Genomic DNA, 15,987 nt, shown 5'->3' with positions numbered 1-15,987 from the left:
GGGTCCTCGTTTCCGGAGCGTCTCAGGAGGCGTCTTCGGGAACCGCCTGTGCGGCGGCTCCGATACGCTGCGCGACGACACGCGCGTCGGCGTCGGAGAGCCCGGCGATCTTCACGTTCCCTGCGGTGGAAGCAGTGGTGACGATGACCGTGGCGAGCCCGAAAATCTGCTGGAGCGGGCCATGCACGGTGTCGACCGTCTGCACCCGGGAAAGCGGGGTGATCCGCCGTCGCTGCCAGAACCAGCCGCTCGCCGCGTAAACCGCGTCGTGGCCGAGTTCCCAGGCATGGACGCGATAACGCCAGCGCGGCATCACCAGCAGGTATCCCAGCGCCGGGAGAATCAACGTCACCAGCAGCAGCGGGGCGAGCCAGCGCAGCGCGGACGGGAAGAACAACGTCGAAACGATCAGCAGGGCCAGCGCGATCAGCAGCGCCGGTCCGGAGAACACCAGTAGCGCCTGGAGGGTCCACCACCGCGGCGCGCGGGAATCCGCCCGGTGCGCCGGTAACCGCAAACTCACGCGGCTGTCGCCCATCCCTCGTCAACCTTTCCCAGTCATCTGTATTGCTACTGGGACGGTAGCAGCCCGGGCGAGCGGGCGGCAACGGCCCCGGGTCAGGCTTCGGCGGTGAACAGCCGACCCAGGTGACTCTCCATCAGCGCGACCGTCTGGGCCGCACTGTGGACGCCGAGGTGAAAGCCCGACCGCAGCCCGTCGGCAAGGGCGATGAGCAGTGCGGCCTCGGTGCGCGGATCGCGCCCGGATTCGATGTCGCCGGACTGCATGGCGAGCGCGATGGCACCCTCGAGTACGCTACGGAGCGCAATCACCTGCTGGGTCGCGTGGTCGCGAAGCGTGGGATTGCGGGCGGCTTCGAGCTGGAAGCTGAGGTTCATCAAGCTGCCCGTTTCGGCCTTGTCGTCCACGGGCAGCATTTCCATCACGATCGCCTTGAGCCGGGCCCGGGGCGGCGGGTCACCGAGCGTCATCATCCGCGCCGCCACCCGCTCGACGTTCTTGCGACTGATGAACTCCATCGCGAACAGCAGCATCTCCTCACGGCTGGCGAAGTAGTGCTGGAGCCGGCCCAGTGAGATCCCGGCCTCCGTGGCCACCTCGCGCAGGCTCACCTTGTCCAGCCCCCTGGCCTCGGCGACCCGCCACAACGCCGTCGCGATCTCCGTGCGTCTCTGCTCGTGGTCCACGTGTCTTGGCACCGCTACCTCCTCCGCGTTTCCAATACTGTTGACTTATTATAATGACGGCAATACGGTTGACTTGAAACCAGCAACAAGAGGAGAACACCGATGACCCCGTTCCTGTCCGCCCTGATCACCTCGGTGACCGTGCTCGCCATCGTGCTGGCCGGCGACCTCGGCCGGCGCCGCGTCACCGCCTGGCGGTTGATCCGCCCGCTGCTCGCCGTCGTCGTGGTGGTGGCGATCTTCGTACACTCGCTGCCGCACGAAGGCAACGACCTCGGCCTGCAAGGCATCGGAATCGTCCTGGGGCTGCTGCTCGGCGCGATCTCCGCAAGCTTCCTGCGCACAGGCCATGACGAGCAGGGCGCCTACACGGTCGGCGCCGCCGGATATGCGACGTTCTGGATCGTGGTGTTCGCGGCCCGGACCCTGTTCGCCTACGGCAGCGAGCACTGGTTCGCCGACGCCCTCGTGCGGTTCTGCATCGACTACCACATCAGCGGCGCCGACCCCATCACCAACTCCCTGGTGTTCCTCTCGCTGGCCATGGTGCTCGCCCGCACCGCCGTGATCGTCGGACGCACCCGGTCTTCCCGGTCTTCCCGGCTGAGCAGCACCACGGCGTGATACACGTGTGGGGGCAGCGCCGGTTTCCGAGGTGGGGCGAGGTCTTCGCCGACCGCCTCACGCGATCCCGGCCGCGATCAGTTGTTGCCAGATCTCGCCCTGGTCGACGACCTGGACGTCGAGTTTCTCCGCCTTGGTCAGCTTGCTCGCGCCGACGTCGGCACCGGTGATGAGCATGTCGGTACTGGCCGAGACCGAGGATGCCGCGGTTGCTCCGGCTTTTTCGCACAAGCGTTGGAAAGTCGGGCGAGGGACCTTCTCGCCGGAGCGCGGGTCGCTGATCGCACCGGTGATCACGACGGTCTTACCCGCCAGTGGTGCGTCCGAGGCGACGACGGGTGGGAGGTCTTCGTCGCGTACGTCGAGAGAGACACCGTTCTGACGAAGGCGTTCGAGTTCAGGCCTTAGCCGCGCGAGATGAGTGCTCAGTGACGCCGCGACTTTGGGGCCGATGTCGTCCACGGCGACGAGTGCGTCCTCGCCCGCGTCGGCGACGAGTTCGAGAGAGCCGAATCCGGCGCGGCACAGCCTGGTGGCGGTGCCTTCGGAGGCCATCGGGATCGCCAGGCCGATCAGGGCGCGGCGCAGCCCCACCTGGCGGCTGGCGTCGATCGACTCGATCATGCGCGTGGCCGAGACCTCGCCGACGCGGTCGAACTCCAGCAGTTTCTCCTTGGTGAGCGTGTAGAAGTCCGAGGGGTGCTCGAGGATTCCGGCCTCGGCGAGCCGTTCGATCCAGACCGGACCGACGGCCTCGATGTCCGCCGCGGCCCGGGAGGCCCAGTGGATCAGCCGGCGCACGGTCTGGGCGGGACAGGCGACGTTGGTGCAGAACAGTTCCCGGCTGTTGCCCTGCTCGGTCACCGGCTGCCCGCAGGATGGGCACGCGCTGGGCGGCACGATGTCGGATTCCGCACCGGTGCGCTTGGACTCGTCCAGCACGCCCGCGACGAACGGGATCACGTCCCCCGCACGGCGCACCAGCACCGTGTCACCGATCTTGATGCCGCGGGCACGGATCACCTCCTGGTTGGCCAGCGTCGCGCGGGTGACCGTGGTCCCGCCTACGAACACCGGCTCCAGCGACGCCACCGGGGCGATCTTGCCGGTCTTGCCGACGTCCCACACCACGTCGGACAGAACCGTGGTCTTCTCCTCCGCCGCGAACTTGTACGCCAACGCACCGCGAGGCGAACTCGACCGCGTTCCGGCGGCCGCGTACGCATCACGGTTCGCCAACCGCAACACGGCACCGTCGAGGTCGTAATCCAAGTCGTTGCGACGCCGCTCGATCTCCTCGATCACCGCTTGCGCGGCCTCCGCGTCGGCGCAGTGCCGCATGTCGGCCGCCGCGAACCCGAGCGTGCGCAGTCCATCCTCCAGGTCACGACCGGCGTCTGCGTTTTGTGGGGGCTCCGCCCCCACACCCCCGACTGGGGGCAAGCCCCCAGACCCCCGAAACTCGGCCGTGTCCAGGTCGAAGGCGAAGAACTGCAGGCGCCGCTCGGCGACCGTGGCCGGGTCCTTGGCCCGCAGCGTGCCCGCGGCGGCACCACGCGGGTTGATCAGCGGCCGGTCCGGATGCGCGGTGTTGTAGGCGGTGAACGTGGAGCGCAGCATCACGGCCTCGCCGCGCACCTCGACCCTGCCCGGCGCGCCGATCCGGTCCGGTACGCCGTCGACCAGGGCTTTCACCAGGATGGACACGTCATCACCGGTCGTCCCGTCGCCGCGGGTGACGGCCTGGGCGAACCGCCCGTCCTGGTAGACCAGCGCCAGGGACAAGCCGTCCAGCTTCGGCATGACGACCACCGGCTGGCCCGCGAAACGGTCGAAGAACGCCGCGACCTGCTCGGGCCTGGTCGCCTTCTCCAGCGACAGCATCGGACGCGAGTGCCGTACCGGCGCGTGCAGCACGGCCGGGGCACCCACCTGTTCCAGCGGGTTCTCCTCGGGCGCCAGCTCCGGGCTGGCCTCGATCAGCCTCCGCAGCTCGTCCTCGATCGCGTCGTACTCGGCGTCCGCCACCAGCGGCGAGCCCCGGTAATAGGCGTCACGCAGCACCACGACCTGATCGGCCAGTTCCTGGATCCTCGTCCCAACGTCCACAGCACAGGACGCTACCCGTGCCCACCGACAGTTCCGGCTGCTACGCCCACCGCCGGCCCCCCGCCAAGGGCGTCCGCACGGGCACACCCCGGCCCCGCCGGCGCCGAGCGCGTCCACTTTGGACCTTGGCTTCGTTGCCGGCCGGTCACCGTCGTGCGCGTGGGTTATCGGTGAGGTAGTCACGCACGATGTCGTCGAAGGACTTCTCGGCGGTGAGTCCCAGAGCTTGCGCCCGAGGGGTGCGGAACTCGGCGGGCCAGCTGCGCACGATCGCGCCGACAGCGGGGTCGTCCGTCCAGTCGATCAGCTCGCTGGTGCCCTTCCCCGCGACACGGTCGAGTGCCTCGGCCATCTCGCGGGGAGTCGTGGTGAGAGCGGGCAGGTTCATCGCGGTTCGGCTCCCCCAGGTTGCGTCGTCGACTTCGGCGGCGCGCAGCAGACCGTCCAGCGTGCGCCGGGGCGAGGACAATGCGATCGGGGTGGCCGGCGGAACCGGGCACACCGCACGCTCCCCCGCCAGGGGCTCCCGGATGATGCCGGACAGGAAGCTCGACGCGGCGGCGTTCGGCTTGCCGGGCCGCACGGACACCGTCATCAACCGCACGGAGCGGCCCCGGACGAAGCCCTTGCGGGTGTAGTCGGCCACCAGTTGCTCGCCGATGAGCTTCTGGATGCCGTAGCTGGACTGCGGACGCGGCAGCGTGTCGTCGTCCACCGCGCCGAGCGGCGGCAAGGCGGGGTCGTTGCCGAACACGGCGAGCGAACTGGAGAACACCAGCACCGGCGCCTTCCGGTGCCCGCGCGCGTATTCGAGCAGGGCCCGGGTGCCGTCGAGGTTGGTACGCATTCCGAGGTCGAAGTCGGCTTCCGCGGCGCCACTGACCACCCCGGCCAGGTGGAACACCGCGTCCACCTCACCCACCTCGCCCAGGGAGTCCGCCAGTTCTCCGACCACGGCCCGCACCCGCGGGTCCCCGGCCAGATCTTCTTGCGGCCGGAGGAGGTCGACGAGGATCAGCTCGCCGACCTCGGCAGCAGGCGCTCCGCACAGCGCGACTGGCGACTCCAGCAGCCGCCGCCCCAGGAGGGTCCCCAGGAACCCGGCGCCGCCAGTGATGACGATTCGCGTGCTCACACCGCCTCCAACCGGTCGATGACATCCGCCAGCGAGTTCTCGTCGCCGACGTTGCCGGCGAACACGATGTAGGGAAGCCCTTGGGCCGGACCGGACACCGGTTCCCACAGCGACACGATCCCCGGCAGCAGCGAACCGCGGACCCACGCGCGGTCGATGCCGAGCGAACCGGTGGCCACGTCGGAGGACGTGATGCCACCCTTGGCAACGACGAACCCGGGACGGCGCGTGGCGACGACCCGCCCGACGGCCTCGGTCAGTGCCGCACTCACGCGCCGGGCGATGTCCAGGCTTTCGGCTTCGTTCCCGCCCTTGACCAGCGACCGAGACGTGCTCAGGACGACAAGACCGTGCTCCAGTGCCGCCACCGCGGTCGCGACCGCGGTCGCGATGTGCTCGGCGGGGCGTTCGAGGAGCGCCACGACGTCGAGTTCGACATTGACGAACTCGCGCCGCTCACCGAGTTTCGCCAGTTGCCTGCTGGTGAGCCCGACGTGTGAGCCGACCACGACGAGCCCGTGCTTTTCCCGGTCGACGAGGGCAGCGAGCGTCTCGTCCTCGATCGGCGGTTCCGCGTCCTGCCCGGTGCGGGCCCGCACGAAAGACGGTCCGACACGGTACACAAAGGACTTACCGGCTCGTTCGGCCGACAGGATGGCGAGCACAGCGGCGCGGAGATCATCGTCTTCGGCCGTGTCGACCACGACCACCCGGCCGTCACTCACCCCGGTCAGCCGGTCGTGCAGGCTCTGCGTGCTGCCGTCGCGGATGTCGTCGAGGGTCAGCTCCACAACCTCGTCGGCGCTGATGCGGCCGCGGCTTTTCTCGGCCACCCACTCGGCCAGCCGTGAGGACCGGAACCCGAAGGTCGCGTCCTTCGCGAACTCGCTGTCGGCCACCGGCTGCAGCCCTTCGGGGGTCCGCAGCCAGTGCACACCGCCGATCGTCACGCGTCCCGCATCGGTGTAGGCGGGCGCGAGCACGACGCCGTCCATCGCGCCACCGTGCTTCGCCAGCAATTCGCCGATGACGTCGGTCTCGAGGGGGAAATGCCCGCGCAGCGTGGAATCGCTCCGGCTGGCGAAGGCCAGCCTGACCCCCTCCTGCTCGGCCGCGGTCAGGCACGCTTCCGCGACTTCGCGGTCACGCGCCGCCGCGTCCTCCGGGGCCAGGCTCCGGGTGTTGGTGAGTACGAAGAAACCGGCGGTGTCCTGCCGCAGTGCCCAGCGGACGTTCTCGACCCGCCACTGGGTCAGCACCGGCAGGTCGCGCACGGTCTGGGTGCCGGTCGGGTCGTCATCCAGGAACACCACGCGGCGGGCACCCGTCAGCGCCTGGCGCACCTCGGCAGCGGGCACCGGCCGCACTGCCGGCAGGGACTCGGGGTCCACTCCACACCTCCCAGGGCGAACAGGGGCGTATGCGGTGCGCGGCGAATTCCGGGTCGGGGAACAGGCCGAGCTCGTCCATGGGGACGAACAGGTCCGCCAGGATAGCGGGTTTGCCGGTCTTGAGAGCACGTCGCGGTACACCGAGCGGTAGCAGCGCTCACCTCCTCATGGGGGCGTCACTCATGTGCGCCGCCGACCGGCTCCACGGTCGTCTCGGTCGCGATGAACCAGTCGATGCTGCCGAGGAAGTGCTTTTCGTGTTCGTGGAGCGGTTCGGCCTGCGGGGAGGCGAACGCGGTGCGCACGTCGTCGACGGAGTCGAAGTACAGCTCGGCCATCCCGTCGTAGGGCCAGGACTTGCGGTGCTCGATCGCCGGGTTCTGCCGGTACGCGCGCAGGCCCGGCAGCTGCCAGACAAGCGCCGGGTGCTCCTCCTGCCAGTACCTGAGAAAGTCCTTGCGCGACAGTCCAGGCAGGGCTTTCAGCATCGCGACGATCTTGACGGACACTGGCTCGATCCTTTCCGCTACCAGCCGACGAGCTGACGCAGGTTGCTCTTGACGATCTTCCCGCTGGGGTTGACGGGCATGAAGCCCGGTTCCATGAACACGAACTGCTTCGGGATCTTGTACCCGGCCAGGAAACGACGCAGGTACTCGCGGAGCTCGGCCTCGGTCGCGCGCTGCCCGGGACGCAGGGCCACCACGGCCCGGACCTCCTCGTCCCATTCGGCGCTCGGGACACCCAGCACACCACACTCCATCACGGCCGGGTGGGTGTAGAGGATCTGCTCGATCTCCGCGGCGAAGACGTTCTCACCCCCCGTTTTGATCATGTCCTTCGCACGGTCGCGGAAGTAGAAGTAGCCTTCCTCGTCCTGGGTGGCGAGATCGCCGGTGTGCAGCCAGCCCTCGCGCACGGCCTCGGCCGTGGCCTCAGGGTTGTTGTAGTAGCCGAGCATCACCCCGGGACCGCGCACCGCGATCTCACCGAGCTCACCGGTCCCGACCGGCTCGCCCGACACCAGATCCACCACGCGGGCTTCGACCATCGAGTACTCCTGGCCGATGGAGCCGTCGAGTTCGGGCCGCATGATGTCGCGGTCGAGCAGGCGGGTCACCATCGGCCCGGCCTCGGTGAGGCCGTACCGGAAGAACATGCGCACCTGCGGGGTCAGCTCGCGCACGGCCAGCTTGTCCGGCATCCGGAGCAGACCACCGCCGCTGTGGAGTTGACGAAGGTGCGTCCGGAAACCCGGTGTTTCGAAGACGCCGGCCTGCAGCAGCCGTCGCACCATATTGGGAATCATGAAGGAGGTGGTGATCCGCTCGCGTTCGACGAACTCGCCGATCTGCTGCTCGTCGAAGCGGTGCAGGAGCACGTTGGCGCCCCCGCTCATGTAGTGCGGCGCGAACACGCAAAGCAGCGCAGCCGAATGGAACATCGGCGTCACGTTGAGCCCGACGTTCTCGGCCGCGTTCGCGATCCCCACGTCCAGCCGCTCGTTCAGCGCGTTCACGATGCCGGAGCGGTGCGCGAGCACGACACCCTTCGAGAACCCCGTGGTACCACCGGTGAACAGCACGCACATCGGATCGTCCGGGCCAACGCCCGGCTCGACGGCCTGGCCGGACGTCGCCGCGAGCGCCTCGAATTCACTGCCCTGCCGGAAGACCGTCGGCGGGGACTCGATGTCTCCGGTCGCCAGCGCGGCGTCCAGGGAGTCTTCGAACCGCGACTCGGCCAGGATGACCCGGGCGTCGGTGGACATGATCCCCTGGACCAGTTCGGCGGTGGCCCAGCGCCAGTTGTACATCACGGCCACCGCACCGGCGGCGATGACGCCGAGAAACGCCTCGGCGCAGAAGATCGAGTTGCCGGCCAGGATCCCGACGTGGTCACCGCGGCCGATCCCGGCCGCCCGCAGGCCCCGGGCAATGCCCTCCGCCCGGGCGCTCAGCTCGCGGTGCGTCAGCCGGCCGGCCTCGTCGACCAGCGCGTCGGCATCGGGGCGCCGGCGGGCGTTGAGGCGCACACAGTCGGCAAGGGTCCACATCGTCGTCTCCTCCGCACACTCCGGACTCGCCCCGAGAGCTTAAGAAACGAATGCACGTTTGTCTATGTCGATTTCTTGTCTTCCCAGCAAGTCGCGGTAACATACGGTCGCTCGTTCGTTTTTGACCGCGTGACCAGGAGTGCTGATGACCGACGTCAAGGACCGCCCCGACACCAGCGCCGGGGACGTGCACGGCGAACTCGAACGTCGGCTGGAACAAGCCCGGCTGGGCGGTTCGGAGAAGAACCGCACAAAGGTGCTCGAGTCCGGCAAGATGCTCGTCCGGCAACGGCTGGAGCTGCTGTTCGACGACGGGTGGTCGTTCGAGGACGGGCTGCTCGCCCGCTACGACGAGGGCCTGCCCGGTGACGCCGTGGTGACCTGCATCGGCAAGGTCGACGGGCGCGAGGTGGCCGTGATCGCCAACGACTTCACCGTCAAGGCCGGCACCTGGGGCAAGCGGACCTTCGAAAAGATCACCCGCACCCAGGAGATCGCCGACGAGAACGGCATCCCGCTGGTGTACCTGTTCGACTCCGCCGGCGCCCGGATCGACGAGCAGTTCGAGAGCTACGCCGGCCGGCGCGCCTGGGGCAACATCTTCTACAACCAGGTGCAGATCTCCGGCCGGATCCCGCAGGTGTGCGCGCTGTTCGGGCCCTCGCCCGCCGGATCGGCCTACGTGCCGGCACTGTGCGACTTCACGATCATGGTCCGCGGTCACGCCACGGCCTACCTGGGCTCACCCCGCCTGGCCGAAATGGTCACCGGTGAGCAAGTGACGCTGGAGGAGATGGGCGGCGCCGAGATGCACTGCCGCACCTCGGGTCTCGGCGACTGCCTGGTAGAAGACGACGAGGAAGCAATCGCGGCGATCCGCGTGTGGCTGTCGTTCCTGCCGTCGAACTGGGAAGAGAAACCGCCGGTGGCCCCGGCCGCGAACCCGGCCTCGCCACGCACGGTGCAGGAGATCGTGCCGGAACGCGAGTCCGAGGTCTACGACGTGCACGAGCTCATCGACGCGCTGGTCGATGAGGACTCGTTCCTGCCCTACAAGGATCTCTTCGCCCCCGAGCTGGTCACCGGCTACGCCCGGATCGAGGGCCACAGCGTCGGCCTGATCGCCAACCAGCCGATCCACCGCGGCGGCGTGCTGTTCCCGGACTCCTCCGACAAGGCGGCCCGGTTCATCTGGACCTGCAACGCCTACAACATCCCGCTGATCTTCCTGGTCGACATCGCCGGCTACATGATCGGCTCGGAGGTCGAAAAACAGGGGATCATCCGGCACGGCGCCAAGATGCTGTTCGCCGTCGCGGAAAGCCGGGTGCCGCGCATCGCCGTCCTGGTGCGGAAGGCCTACGGCGGCGGATACCTCGCCATGTCCGGTGCGCCGATGAAGCCGGACGCCGTGATCGCCCTGCCCACCGCCAAGCCCGCCCTGATGGGTCCGGACGCCGCGGTCAACGGCGTTCACTACAACCGGATCCAGGCGATCGAGGACCCGGAGGAACGCAAGCGTTTCATCGCCGAAAAGCAGGCCGAGTACGCCGAGGGCATCGACGTCTTCAAAATCGCCAACGAGAACGCTGTCGAGGCCGTTGTCCCGGCGAACGACCTGCGAGGTGAGCTGCACCGCCGCCTCTCCGTTTACCGGCGCCGCGTCACCCCGCCCGCCGCGCGCCGTCAGGCCGTCACCCCCGTCTGAGAGACCGGCTGCGAACCCTGAGATTCCTGGTCAAGGTGAGTCCTCGCACGCGCCATCCGAAGGTAGTCGATCTCGGGGGCAGGGCTCCGGCCAAGGAAAACGGAAGATAGGCACACAGGGGAGCCCTGTCCACGAGATCGGCTGGGCGCGTCTGCAAACAAACACTGAGCCCCGAAACCCAGGAGAAGCACACGCATGGCCCTCAGCTCGCTCTTCGAGCCGGTCGACCTCGGAGCCATAAAGCTGCGCAACCGGTTCGTCATGGCCCCGATGACACGCAGCCGCGCGCACCGGGACGGCACCCTGCCGGAATCCACGAGCACCTACTACGCCCAGCGCGCCACGGCCGGACTCATCGTGTCCGAGGGAGTCTGCATCTCACCCGTGGCGGTCGGCAACCCGAAGGTGCCGGGGATCTGGACCGGCGACCAGACGGCCTCGTGGGCGAAGGTCGCCGACGCGGTGCACACGGCCGGCGGTTCGATCGTCGCCCAGCTCTGGCACACCGGTCGCGCCTCGCACCCGTCGCTGCAGCCCGGTGGTCTGCCCCAGGTGGCGCCATCGGCGATCAAGATCGACGGGTGCACCTACGCGCGGGGCGGCCGCACTCCGCACGTCACGCCGCGGGCCTTGGAAACCCTGGAGATCCCGGTCATCGTCGCGCAGTACGAGCGCGCCGCGCTCAACGCGATCCGGGCCGGACTGGACGGTGTGGAGATCCACGCCGCCAACGGCTACCTCATCGACCAGTTCCTCCATGACAACGCCAACATCCGCACCGATGCCTACGGCGGCAGCATCGAGAACCGGGTCCGGTTCCTGTCGGAGATCGTGGCAGCGGTCAGCACGGCCATCGGCGCCGACCGGGTGGGCGTCCGCATCTCCCCGGCCAGCACCTTTGGGGACATGGCCGACTCCGACCCCGCGGCGCTCTTCGGCCATGTTCTCGACATGCTCGACGAGGCCGGTTTGGCGTACCTGCACATCGTCGAACCCGGGATCGACGGCTCGGAGAACATCTCGGACGATCAGAACCGGTCCTTCCCCGCCCTCGGCTCGGCCTGGGCACGTGAACGCTACCGCGGCAAGATCATCGCCGCCGGCGGTTACCAGGCCGCCTCGGCGGAGTCGGCACTCGTCAAGGGCCACGCCGATGCCGTCGCGTTCGGCCGCCCCTACATCGCGAACCCCGACCTCCCGAACCGGCTCGCGGCCGGCGCCCCCTTGGCCCGAGCCGACCGGGCCACGTTCTACGGCGGCGGCGACGCGGGCTACATCGACTACCCCACACTCGAGGAGGCCGCGAGCGCGTAGGGTGCGCGGAACTTGTCCATACTGCACTTGCTGGCTGTCTCCGGCGAAGCAGCGCGCCGGGTTCGGAAACGACCAACCGAGAGGTGCAGACCGTGACCCCGAACGTGGAACAGACCATCCGTGACCTGGAGGATATGCGCTATACCGCCGTCCTCAACGGTAATTTCGAGGCGTTTCGAGACCTCAGCCACCCCGCCCTGATCTACACTCACTCTTCCGGCGCGGCCGACAGCCTCGAGTCATACCTCGACAAGTGCCGTTCGGGCTTCTACACCTATCACTCCATCAACCACCCCATCGACTTCATCACCGTCGTCGATGACGTCGCGCTCGTCGTCGGCGAGATGCACGCGGAGCTCACGATCAACAGGAAGCCCGTCACGCTGCACAACCGCTCCCTGGCCGTGTGGAAGAACACCGACCGCAGCTGGCGTTTTCTGGCGTTTCAACCGACTCCGATCCCGGCGAGCTGAGCAAGGACGCTGGTCAGTGCTTACTGGCCGGCGTCCGCTCGACGGCCGCCGGCCGGCCGGACGTCAGCAAATCGAACTCACCAGACGCCAAGGGTCCACGTCAGTTACGTCCGGTCCAGTGCTCCTTGGAGCGCGCCAAGGCAGATGTCGCGTAGTTCGGTGCGAGCGAAGTTCTGCTCGGCCAGCCAGTCCACACTGAGCGCGCGGACGAACACCAGCCAGGCGTGCAGGGTGGCCGCGGCGACCGCGCGGCGTCGGCCGTCGCACACCACGGCGTCGATCAGGCGGCGGCGGAGTTCCGCCAGTTCGTCGGAGATGATCGCCTGGATCATCGGGTCGCCGGACAGGACCCGGTTCGCGGTCAGCACGGTTTGGCGGTTCGCCACGAAGTAGTCGAGGTGCGCGTCCAGGCCGGCCGACACCTGTTCGAGGATCGAGCCGGCCGGGTCGATGGTGTTCACCGCCAGCAGGTCGTCGGCGGCACGCCGGTAGATCGCCGCGAACAGGTCCCGCTTGCTGGGGAAATAGCGGTACAGGTTGGCGCGGGAAACGCCGGCCTGCTCGGCCACCTCCTCCACATGCACCTCGTCGTACGGCCGGGTGGCGAACAACCGCGCTCCGGTGTCCAAGAGTTCGTTGCGACGTTGGTCGGGCGGCAGTCGGCGTCGGGCCATGCAGGCAACACTACTGGACACGTGTCTCGTAGTGACGATAGCGTCGTGCGATGTCACGCGTACGCCGAATCGACCTACCCGACAACCTCAACACCTCGCTGACCAGCGTCGACTATCACGACACCTTCACGGTCCAGGTCGACGACGGCGCGTCGGGCAGTGCGGAGCGGTGGATGCGGGAGGTGTTCGAAGCCGCGCCGGCTCCAGTTCGGATGTTCCTCCGGATCGGCTGGTCGATGTTCGGCGCGCGGCTCGGGCCGTGGGCGACGACTCCGACGCACCTGGCGGGCTGGCGGATCGAGGAGAACCTGCCCGACCGCATCCGGCTGGTAGTGGACTGGACGGTCGGGTTGCGCGCGAACCTCGTGTTGCGCACGGAAACATCCACCGAGGCGTCCGCGATCACCCTCGCCACCTTCGTGCAGCATCACCGCCGGGCCAGCCGGATCCTGTGGCCGGCCCTGGTGCCGGTACACCACCTGACCCTTCGCTACCTGCTCGCCCGCGCCACCCGTTGAACCTGCTCGCGTTCACCTGAATCGGGGCGGCCCGGGGTGCGAACTGCCTACCGGCCCAGCCGCGATCGACCGGCATTACGAACTGGGGTGGCCGAGATCTTCCCCGGCCACCCCAGTTCGTCCGGCTGGTTCAGGCCCCGGTCGCGGCCGCCGGCTCGGCGCCGGCCCCCGAACCGACCCCGACCTGCCGCAGGATCATTTCCGTGTAGGCCTCGACAATCAGCTCGAGCGACATCCCGCCACGCGGCTTGTACCAGGACGACACGTGCGTCCCCATCGCGACGATCGCGTAGGTCTGCAGCCGCGCATCGACGACCTCGGCCGCCCCTTGGTCGGCGAGCGTCTCGATGACCCCGCGGATGAGCTTTTCGTACTGGTCGCGTTTGGCGACGACCCGCCGGCGTTCCTTGGCCGGCAGGGCACGCAGTTCGGAGTTGCCGATGAACACCTCACGGGCTCGCTGCGCGTGGAACCGGATATGCGTGTCGACGCAGGCGCGCAGGGCGGCGACCGGATCGTTCTTGTGCTCGCGCAACACGCCGCGCAGGGCGGCCAGCAAATCGTCCATGATGCCCAGCATGATCGAGCTGAGCAGTTCGTCCTTGCCGCTGATGTGGTTGTACAGGCTGCCGACCCGGATCCCGACCTTGGCCGCCACCTCACGCAGCGACGTGGCCTCGTAGCCGTGCTCGTAGAACAGCTCGATCGCGGCCTCACGGATCGCGTCGGGCGTGCGAACGCCGTTCGTGGGGCGCGGCATGCGGGTGCTCCGATCCGGGCGGGAAGCCTGGTGGCCTCGGTGGATGTGCCTGACCTGCAAGTCTATCGGATAGCGAACGAGCAGCCGTTCGTATCCTGGCGGTGTCGCGATCAGGCGATCGACATGCCACCGTCGACCGGGATGACGTGGCCGGTGACCCACTCGTCGTCGATCAGGCGGATGATCCACCGGGCGACCTCGGCCGGTTCCCCGGTGCGGCCCAGCGGGATGGTCGACGCCCGCTCGGCCAGGAACGTCGCCGTCGCGGCCGGGTCCATCCCCGCCGCGGCGAAGATGGCGGTGTTGGTCGGCCCCGGAGCGATGGCGTTCACCCGTACCCCGTGCGGCGCCAACTCGAGGGCCCAGCAGCGCGTGAGCTGCGCGACCGCCGCTTTCGAGGCCGCGTAGTGCGCGTTGGACACCGACGCCCGCAACGCCACCGTGCTGGAGAGGTTGACCACCGCACCCCTCGAGGCGATCAGGTCGGACAGGAGCGCCTGCGTCACCAGTGTCGTTCCGGTGACGTTGATGTCGAACAGCCGCCGCACCGAGGCGGGCTCGATGTCGGCGAGCGAGCCGACGACGAACACGCCGGCGGAGTTCACGAGGAAGTCCACCCGGCCCCATGCGCTACGGACCGCGGCCGAGGCGGCGGCGACCTGGGCCGGGTCCGTGACATCGACGACCGCCGTGAGCGTGCCCTCGCGGCCGGACAGCCACCCTAGGCCTTCCTGGCTGAGGTCCCACCCGGCCACCCGCGCCCCCTGCTCCAGCAGCAGTTCCGCGGTGGCCCGCCCCAGGCCCGAACCGGCCCCGGTGACGACAGCGACCAGATCAGACCGCATCGGACCCACCTCCCGGGCGGCGGCGGAGGAGAAAGCTGCTGGAAAACGTCATCACCGTCTCACCGCGCTGATTGACCGTCCGGTACGCCAGCGTCCAGATCCCCTGTCCCGGCTTGCTCGTCGGGCGGGCGGCGGTGACCTCGGCTTCCGGGTGGACGGTGTCGCCGATGAGCACGGGCGCCGTCGCCCGGACCTCGTCGAGCCCGAGCCAGGCCTTCACATTGCCGAAAATGCCCGTCTGAGTGAGCAGCCCGAGCGACAGCGACAGCGACAACGGCCCGTGGGCGATCCGGCCCGCGAAACCTGCCGCCTGGGCATAGGACTCGTCCAAGTGAAGCGACACCCAATCCCCGGTCAGGCCCGCCCACTGCACGAGGTGCGAGTCGGTGATCGTGACACCGGGACCGCGCAATGTGTCCCCGACGGTCAGATCTTCCCAGAACACGTGCCCCTGCCCAGTCACGCTACTCATGCTGTTTCCTCCGCAAGTTTGCGCGCGACTCTGCCTTGTGGGGGCTCGGCCCCCACACCCCAACTGGGGGCAAGCCCCCAGACCCCCTTGATCGTGTCGACGGGGCGCTCCATTCGAGATCGAGTCACGTGCTCAACGCGGGGCGCCCCGCCGCCCCGATAGCGGGCCTTCGGGGCGCGCGCGTGCTGGTCACCTTGCTTGCCGCGCCTTGACACAGGGCTACTCATGCCTTCTCCTCTGACACCTCAGCCGGGCGGCGCTTCATCAGGGCGGCGCGACGCAGGCGGCAGACCAGTTCGTCACGCTGGTTGAGCGCACGGTGCTCCAGCTTCACGATGCCGGTTTCGGGGCGGCTCTTCGACTCCCGCTTGTCCAGTACCTCGCTCTCGACGCGGAGCGTGTCGCCTATGAACACCGGCTTGGGAAACTGAACGTCCTCGAAACCGAGGTTGCCCACCGTGGTGCCGAGCGTCAGGTCGTTGACGTGGATGCCCGCGACCAGCCCGAGCGTGAACACCGAATTCACGATCCGGGTGCCGAACATCGAGCCCTTGGCGAATTCCTCGTCGAGGTGCAACGGCTGCGGGTTCATGGTCAGCGTCGTGAACAACAGGTTGTCGGTCTCGGTGACCGTTCGGGTGACGGCGTGGCGGTGGACCTCACCCACCACGAACTCCTCGAAGTAGAGGCCTGCCATGC

The 15,987-nt window shown here is 68.5% G+C and carries 17 protein-coding genes; 5 read left to right on the top strand and 12 right to left on the bottom strand.

What is annotated here, in order from left to right:
• Positions 1-22: 22 nt before the first annotated feature.
• Together A3CU_RS0117180 and A3CU_RS0117175 are read right to left on the bottom strand one after the other, a co-directional pair.
• Positions 23-538: a PH domain-containing protein gene (locus tag A3CU_RS0117180; protein WP_027943369.1), complete on the bottom strand. Its 516-nt coding sequence runs from the start codon at positions 536-538 to the stop codon at positions 23-25.
• A gap of 80 nt (positions 539-618) precedes the next feature.
• Entirely contained in the window at positions 619-1,221 is a 603-nt protein-coding gene (locus A3CU_RS0117175) for a TetR/AcrR family transcriptional regulator (protein WP_027943368.1), read from the bottom strand.
• A 90-nt stretch (positions 1,222-1,311) separates the two neighbouring features.
• Between A3CU_RS0117175 and A3CU_RS0117170 the strand changes: the two genes are divergently transcribed.
• Positions 1,312-1,833: a hypothetical protein gene (locus tag A3CU_RS0117170; RefSeq protein WP_043841398.1), complete on the top strand. Its 522-nt coding sequence runs from the start codon at positions 1,312-1,314 to the stop codon at positions 1,831-1,833.
• 57 nt (positions 1,834-1,890) lie between these two features.
• Here the strand turns inward: A3CU_RS0117170 and ligA are convergent, their stop codons facing one another.
• The 5 genes from ligA to A3CU_RS0117145 form a co-directional block, all read right to left on the bottom strand.
• On the bottom strand, positions 1,891-3,942 hold the full coding sequence (gene ligA, locus A3CU_RS0117165) for an NAD-dependent DNA ligase LigA (protein WP_027943366.1): 2,052 nt from the start codon (positions 3,940-3,942) through the stop codon (positions 1,891-1,893).
• A 145-nt stretch (positions 3,943-4,087) separates the two neighbouring features.
• Positions 4,088-5,077 (bottom strand): D-erythronate dehydrogenase, encoded by a 990-nt coding sequence (gene denD, locus A3CU_RS0117160; RefSeq protein WP_027943365.1) that lies wholly within the window; start codon positions 5,075-5,077, stop codon positions 4,088-4,090.
• A complete protein-coding gene (locus tag A3CU_RS45095) occupies positions 5,074-6,468 on the bottom strand; it encodes a four-carbon acid sugar kinase family protein (RefSeq protein WP_043841396.1) in 1,395 nt (464 codons plus the stop codon). The genes denD and A3CU_RS45095 overlap by 4 nt, the downstream gene beginning before the upstream one ends.
• A gap of 176 nt (positions 6,469-6,644) precedes the next feature.
• Entirely contained in the window at positions 6,645-6,977 is a 333-nt protein-coding gene (locus A3CU_RS45090; protein WP_043841394.1) for an EthD family reductase, read from the bottom strand.
• Positions 6,978-6,994: 17 nt separating this feature from the next.
• The gene (locus A3CU_RS0117145) at positions 6,995-8,524 is read right to left on the bottom strand and encodes a class I adenylate-forming enzyme family protein (protein ID WP_027943364.1); all 1,530 of its coding nucleotides are present in this window, start codon (positions 8,522-8,524) and stop codon (positions 6,995-6,997) included.
• Positions 8,525-8,669: 145 nt separating this feature from the next.
• Here A3CU_RS0117145 and A3CU_RS0117140 point away from each other — a divergent pair, with 145 nt between their 5' ends.
• From A3CU_RS0117140 to A3CU_RS0117130, 3 genes are all read left to right on the top strand, one after another.
• A complete protein-coding gene (locus A3CU_RS0117140) occupies positions 8,670-10,232 on the top strand; it encodes an acyl-CoA carboxylase subunit beta (RefSeq protein WP_027943363.1) in 1,563 nt (520 codons plus the stop codon).
• 195 nt (positions 10,233-10,427) lie between these two features.
• On the top strand, positions 10,428-11,546 hold the full coding sequence (locus A3CU_RS0117135) for an alkene reductase (protein WP_027943362.1): 1,119 nt from the start codon (positions 10,428-10,430) through the stop codon (positions 11,544-11,546).
• 92 nt (positions 11,547-11,638) lie between these two features.
• Positions 11,639-12,019 carry a nuclear transport factor 2 family protein gene (locus A3CU_RS0117130; protein WP_245617135.1) on the top strand — a complete coding sequence of 127 codons (381 nt, stop codon included), beginning with the start codon at positions 11,639-11,641 and terminating at the stop codon, positions 12,017-12,019.
• 104 nt (positions 12,020-12,123) lie between these two features.
• Here A3CU_RS0117130 and A3CU_RS0117125 read toward each other — a convergent pair whose 3' ends face one another.
• The gene (locus tag A3CU_RS0117125; protein WP_027943360.1) at positions 12,124-12,693 is read right to left on the bottom strand and encodes a TetR/AcrR family transcriptional regulator; all 570 of its coding nucleotides are present in this window, start codon (positions 12,691-12,693) and stop codon (positions 12,124-12,126) included.
• A gap of 50 nt (positions 12,694-12,743) precedes the next feature.
• Between A3CU_RS0117125 and A3CU_RS45085 the strand changes: the two genes are divergently transcribed.
• A complete protein-coding gene (locus tag A3CU_RS45085; protein ID WP_052371800.1) occupies positions 12,744-13,211 on the top strand; it encodes a DUF2867 domain-containing protein in 468 nt (155 codons plus the stop codon).
• Between the two features lie 130 nt (positions 13,212-13,341).
• On the opposite strand, the gene A3CU_RS0117115 is transcribed toward A3CU_RS45085, so the two are convergent.
• The 4 genes from A3CU_RS0117115 to A3CU_RS0117100 all read right to left on the bottom strand — a co-directional run bounded on the left by A3CU_RS0117115 (position 13,342) and on the right by A3CU_RS0117100 (position 15,985).
• Positions 13,342-13,971, bottom strand: coding sequence for a TetR/AcrR family transcriptional regulator (locus tag A3CU_RS0117115; protein WP_027943359.1), 630 nt, complete (start codon positions 13,969-13,971; stop codon positions 13,342-13,344).
• Positions 13,972-14,081: 110 nt separating this feature from the next.
• Entirely contained in the window at positions 14,082-14,816 is a 735-nt protein-coding gene (locus tag A3CU_RS0117110; protein WP_043841391.1) for an SDR family NAD(P)-dependent oxidoreductase, read from the bottom strand.
• Positions 14,806-15,288, bottom strand: a complete 483-nt coding sequence (locus A3CU_RS0117105) for a MaoC family dehydratase (RefSeq protein ID WP_043841389.1) — start codon at positions 15,286-15,288, stop codon at positions 14,806-14,808. Before A3CU_RS0117105 ends, A3CU_RS0117110 begins: the two co-directional genes overlap by 11 nt.
• 223 nt (positions 15,289-15,511) lie before the next feature.
• The gene (locus tag A3CU_RS0117100) at positions 15,512-15,985 is read right to left on the bottom strand and encodes a MaoC family dehydratase (protein WP_027943356.1); all 474 of its coding nucleotides are present in this window, start codon (positions 15,983-15,985) and stop codon (positions 15,512-15,514) included.
• Positions 15,986-15,987: the final 2 nt, after the last annotated feature.

The sequence above is a fragment of the Amycolatopsis taiwanensis DSM 45107 genome, assembly GCF_000519205.1.
Classification (GTDB): Bacteria; Actinomycetota; Actinomycetes; order Mycobacteriales; family Pseudonocardiaceae; genus Amycolatopsis_E; species Amycolatopsis_E taiwanensis.
The sequence above is the reverse complement of the archived record's forward strand: the minus strand, read 5'-3'. Positions and strand labels throughout refer to the sequence as shown.

Excerpts from the sequence above, each read along its gene's own strand:
- A3CU_RS0117180 (WP_027943369.1), bottom strand. The coding sequence starts at position 538 with ATGGGCGACAGCCGCGTGAGTTTGCGGTTACCGGCGCACCGGGCGGAT.
- A3CU_RS0117170 (WP_043841398.1), top strand. The coding sequence starts at position 1,312 with ATGACCCCGTTCCTGTCCGCCCTGATCACCTCGGTGACCGTGCTCGCC.
- A3CU_RS0117145 (WP_027943364.1), bottom strand. The coding sequence starts at position 8,524 with ATGTGGACCCTTGCCGACTGTGTGCGCCTCAACGCCCGCCGGCGCCCC.
- A3CU_RS0117140 (WP_027943363.1), top strand. The coding sequence starts at position 8,670 with ATGACCGACGTCAAGGACCGCCCCGACACCAGCGCCGGGGACGTGCAC.
- A3CU_RS0117135 (WP_027943362.1), top strand. The coding sequence starts at position 10,428 with ATGGCCCTCAGCTCGCTCTTCGAGCCGGTCGACCTCGGAGCCATAAAG.
- A3CU_RS0117125 (WP_027943360.1), bottom strand. The coding sequence starts at position 12,693 with ATGGCCCGACGCCGACTGCCGCCCGACCAACGTCGCAACGAACTCTTG.
- A3CU_RS45085 (WP_052371800.1), top strand. The coding sequence starts at position 12,744 with ATGTCACGCGTACGCCGAATCGACCTACCCGACAACCTCAACACCTCG.
- A3CU_RS0117115 (WP_027943359.1), bottom strand. The coding sequence starts at position 13,971 with ATGCCGCGCCCCACGAACGGCGTTCGCACGCCCGACGCGATCCGTGAG.
- A3CU_RS0117110 (WP_043841391.1), bottom strand. The coding sequence starts at position 14,816 with ATGCGGTCTGATCTGGTCGCTGTCGTCACCGGGGCCGGTTCGGGCCTG.
- A3CU_RS0117105 (WP_043841389.1), bottom strand. The coding sequence starts at position 15,288 with ATGAGTAGCGTGACTGGGCAGGGGCACGTGTTCTGGGAAGATCTGACC.
- A3CU_RS0117100 (WP_027943356.1), bottom strand. The coding sequence starts at position 15,985 with ATGGCAGGCCTCTACTTCGAGGAGTTCGTGGTGGGTGAGGTCCACCGC.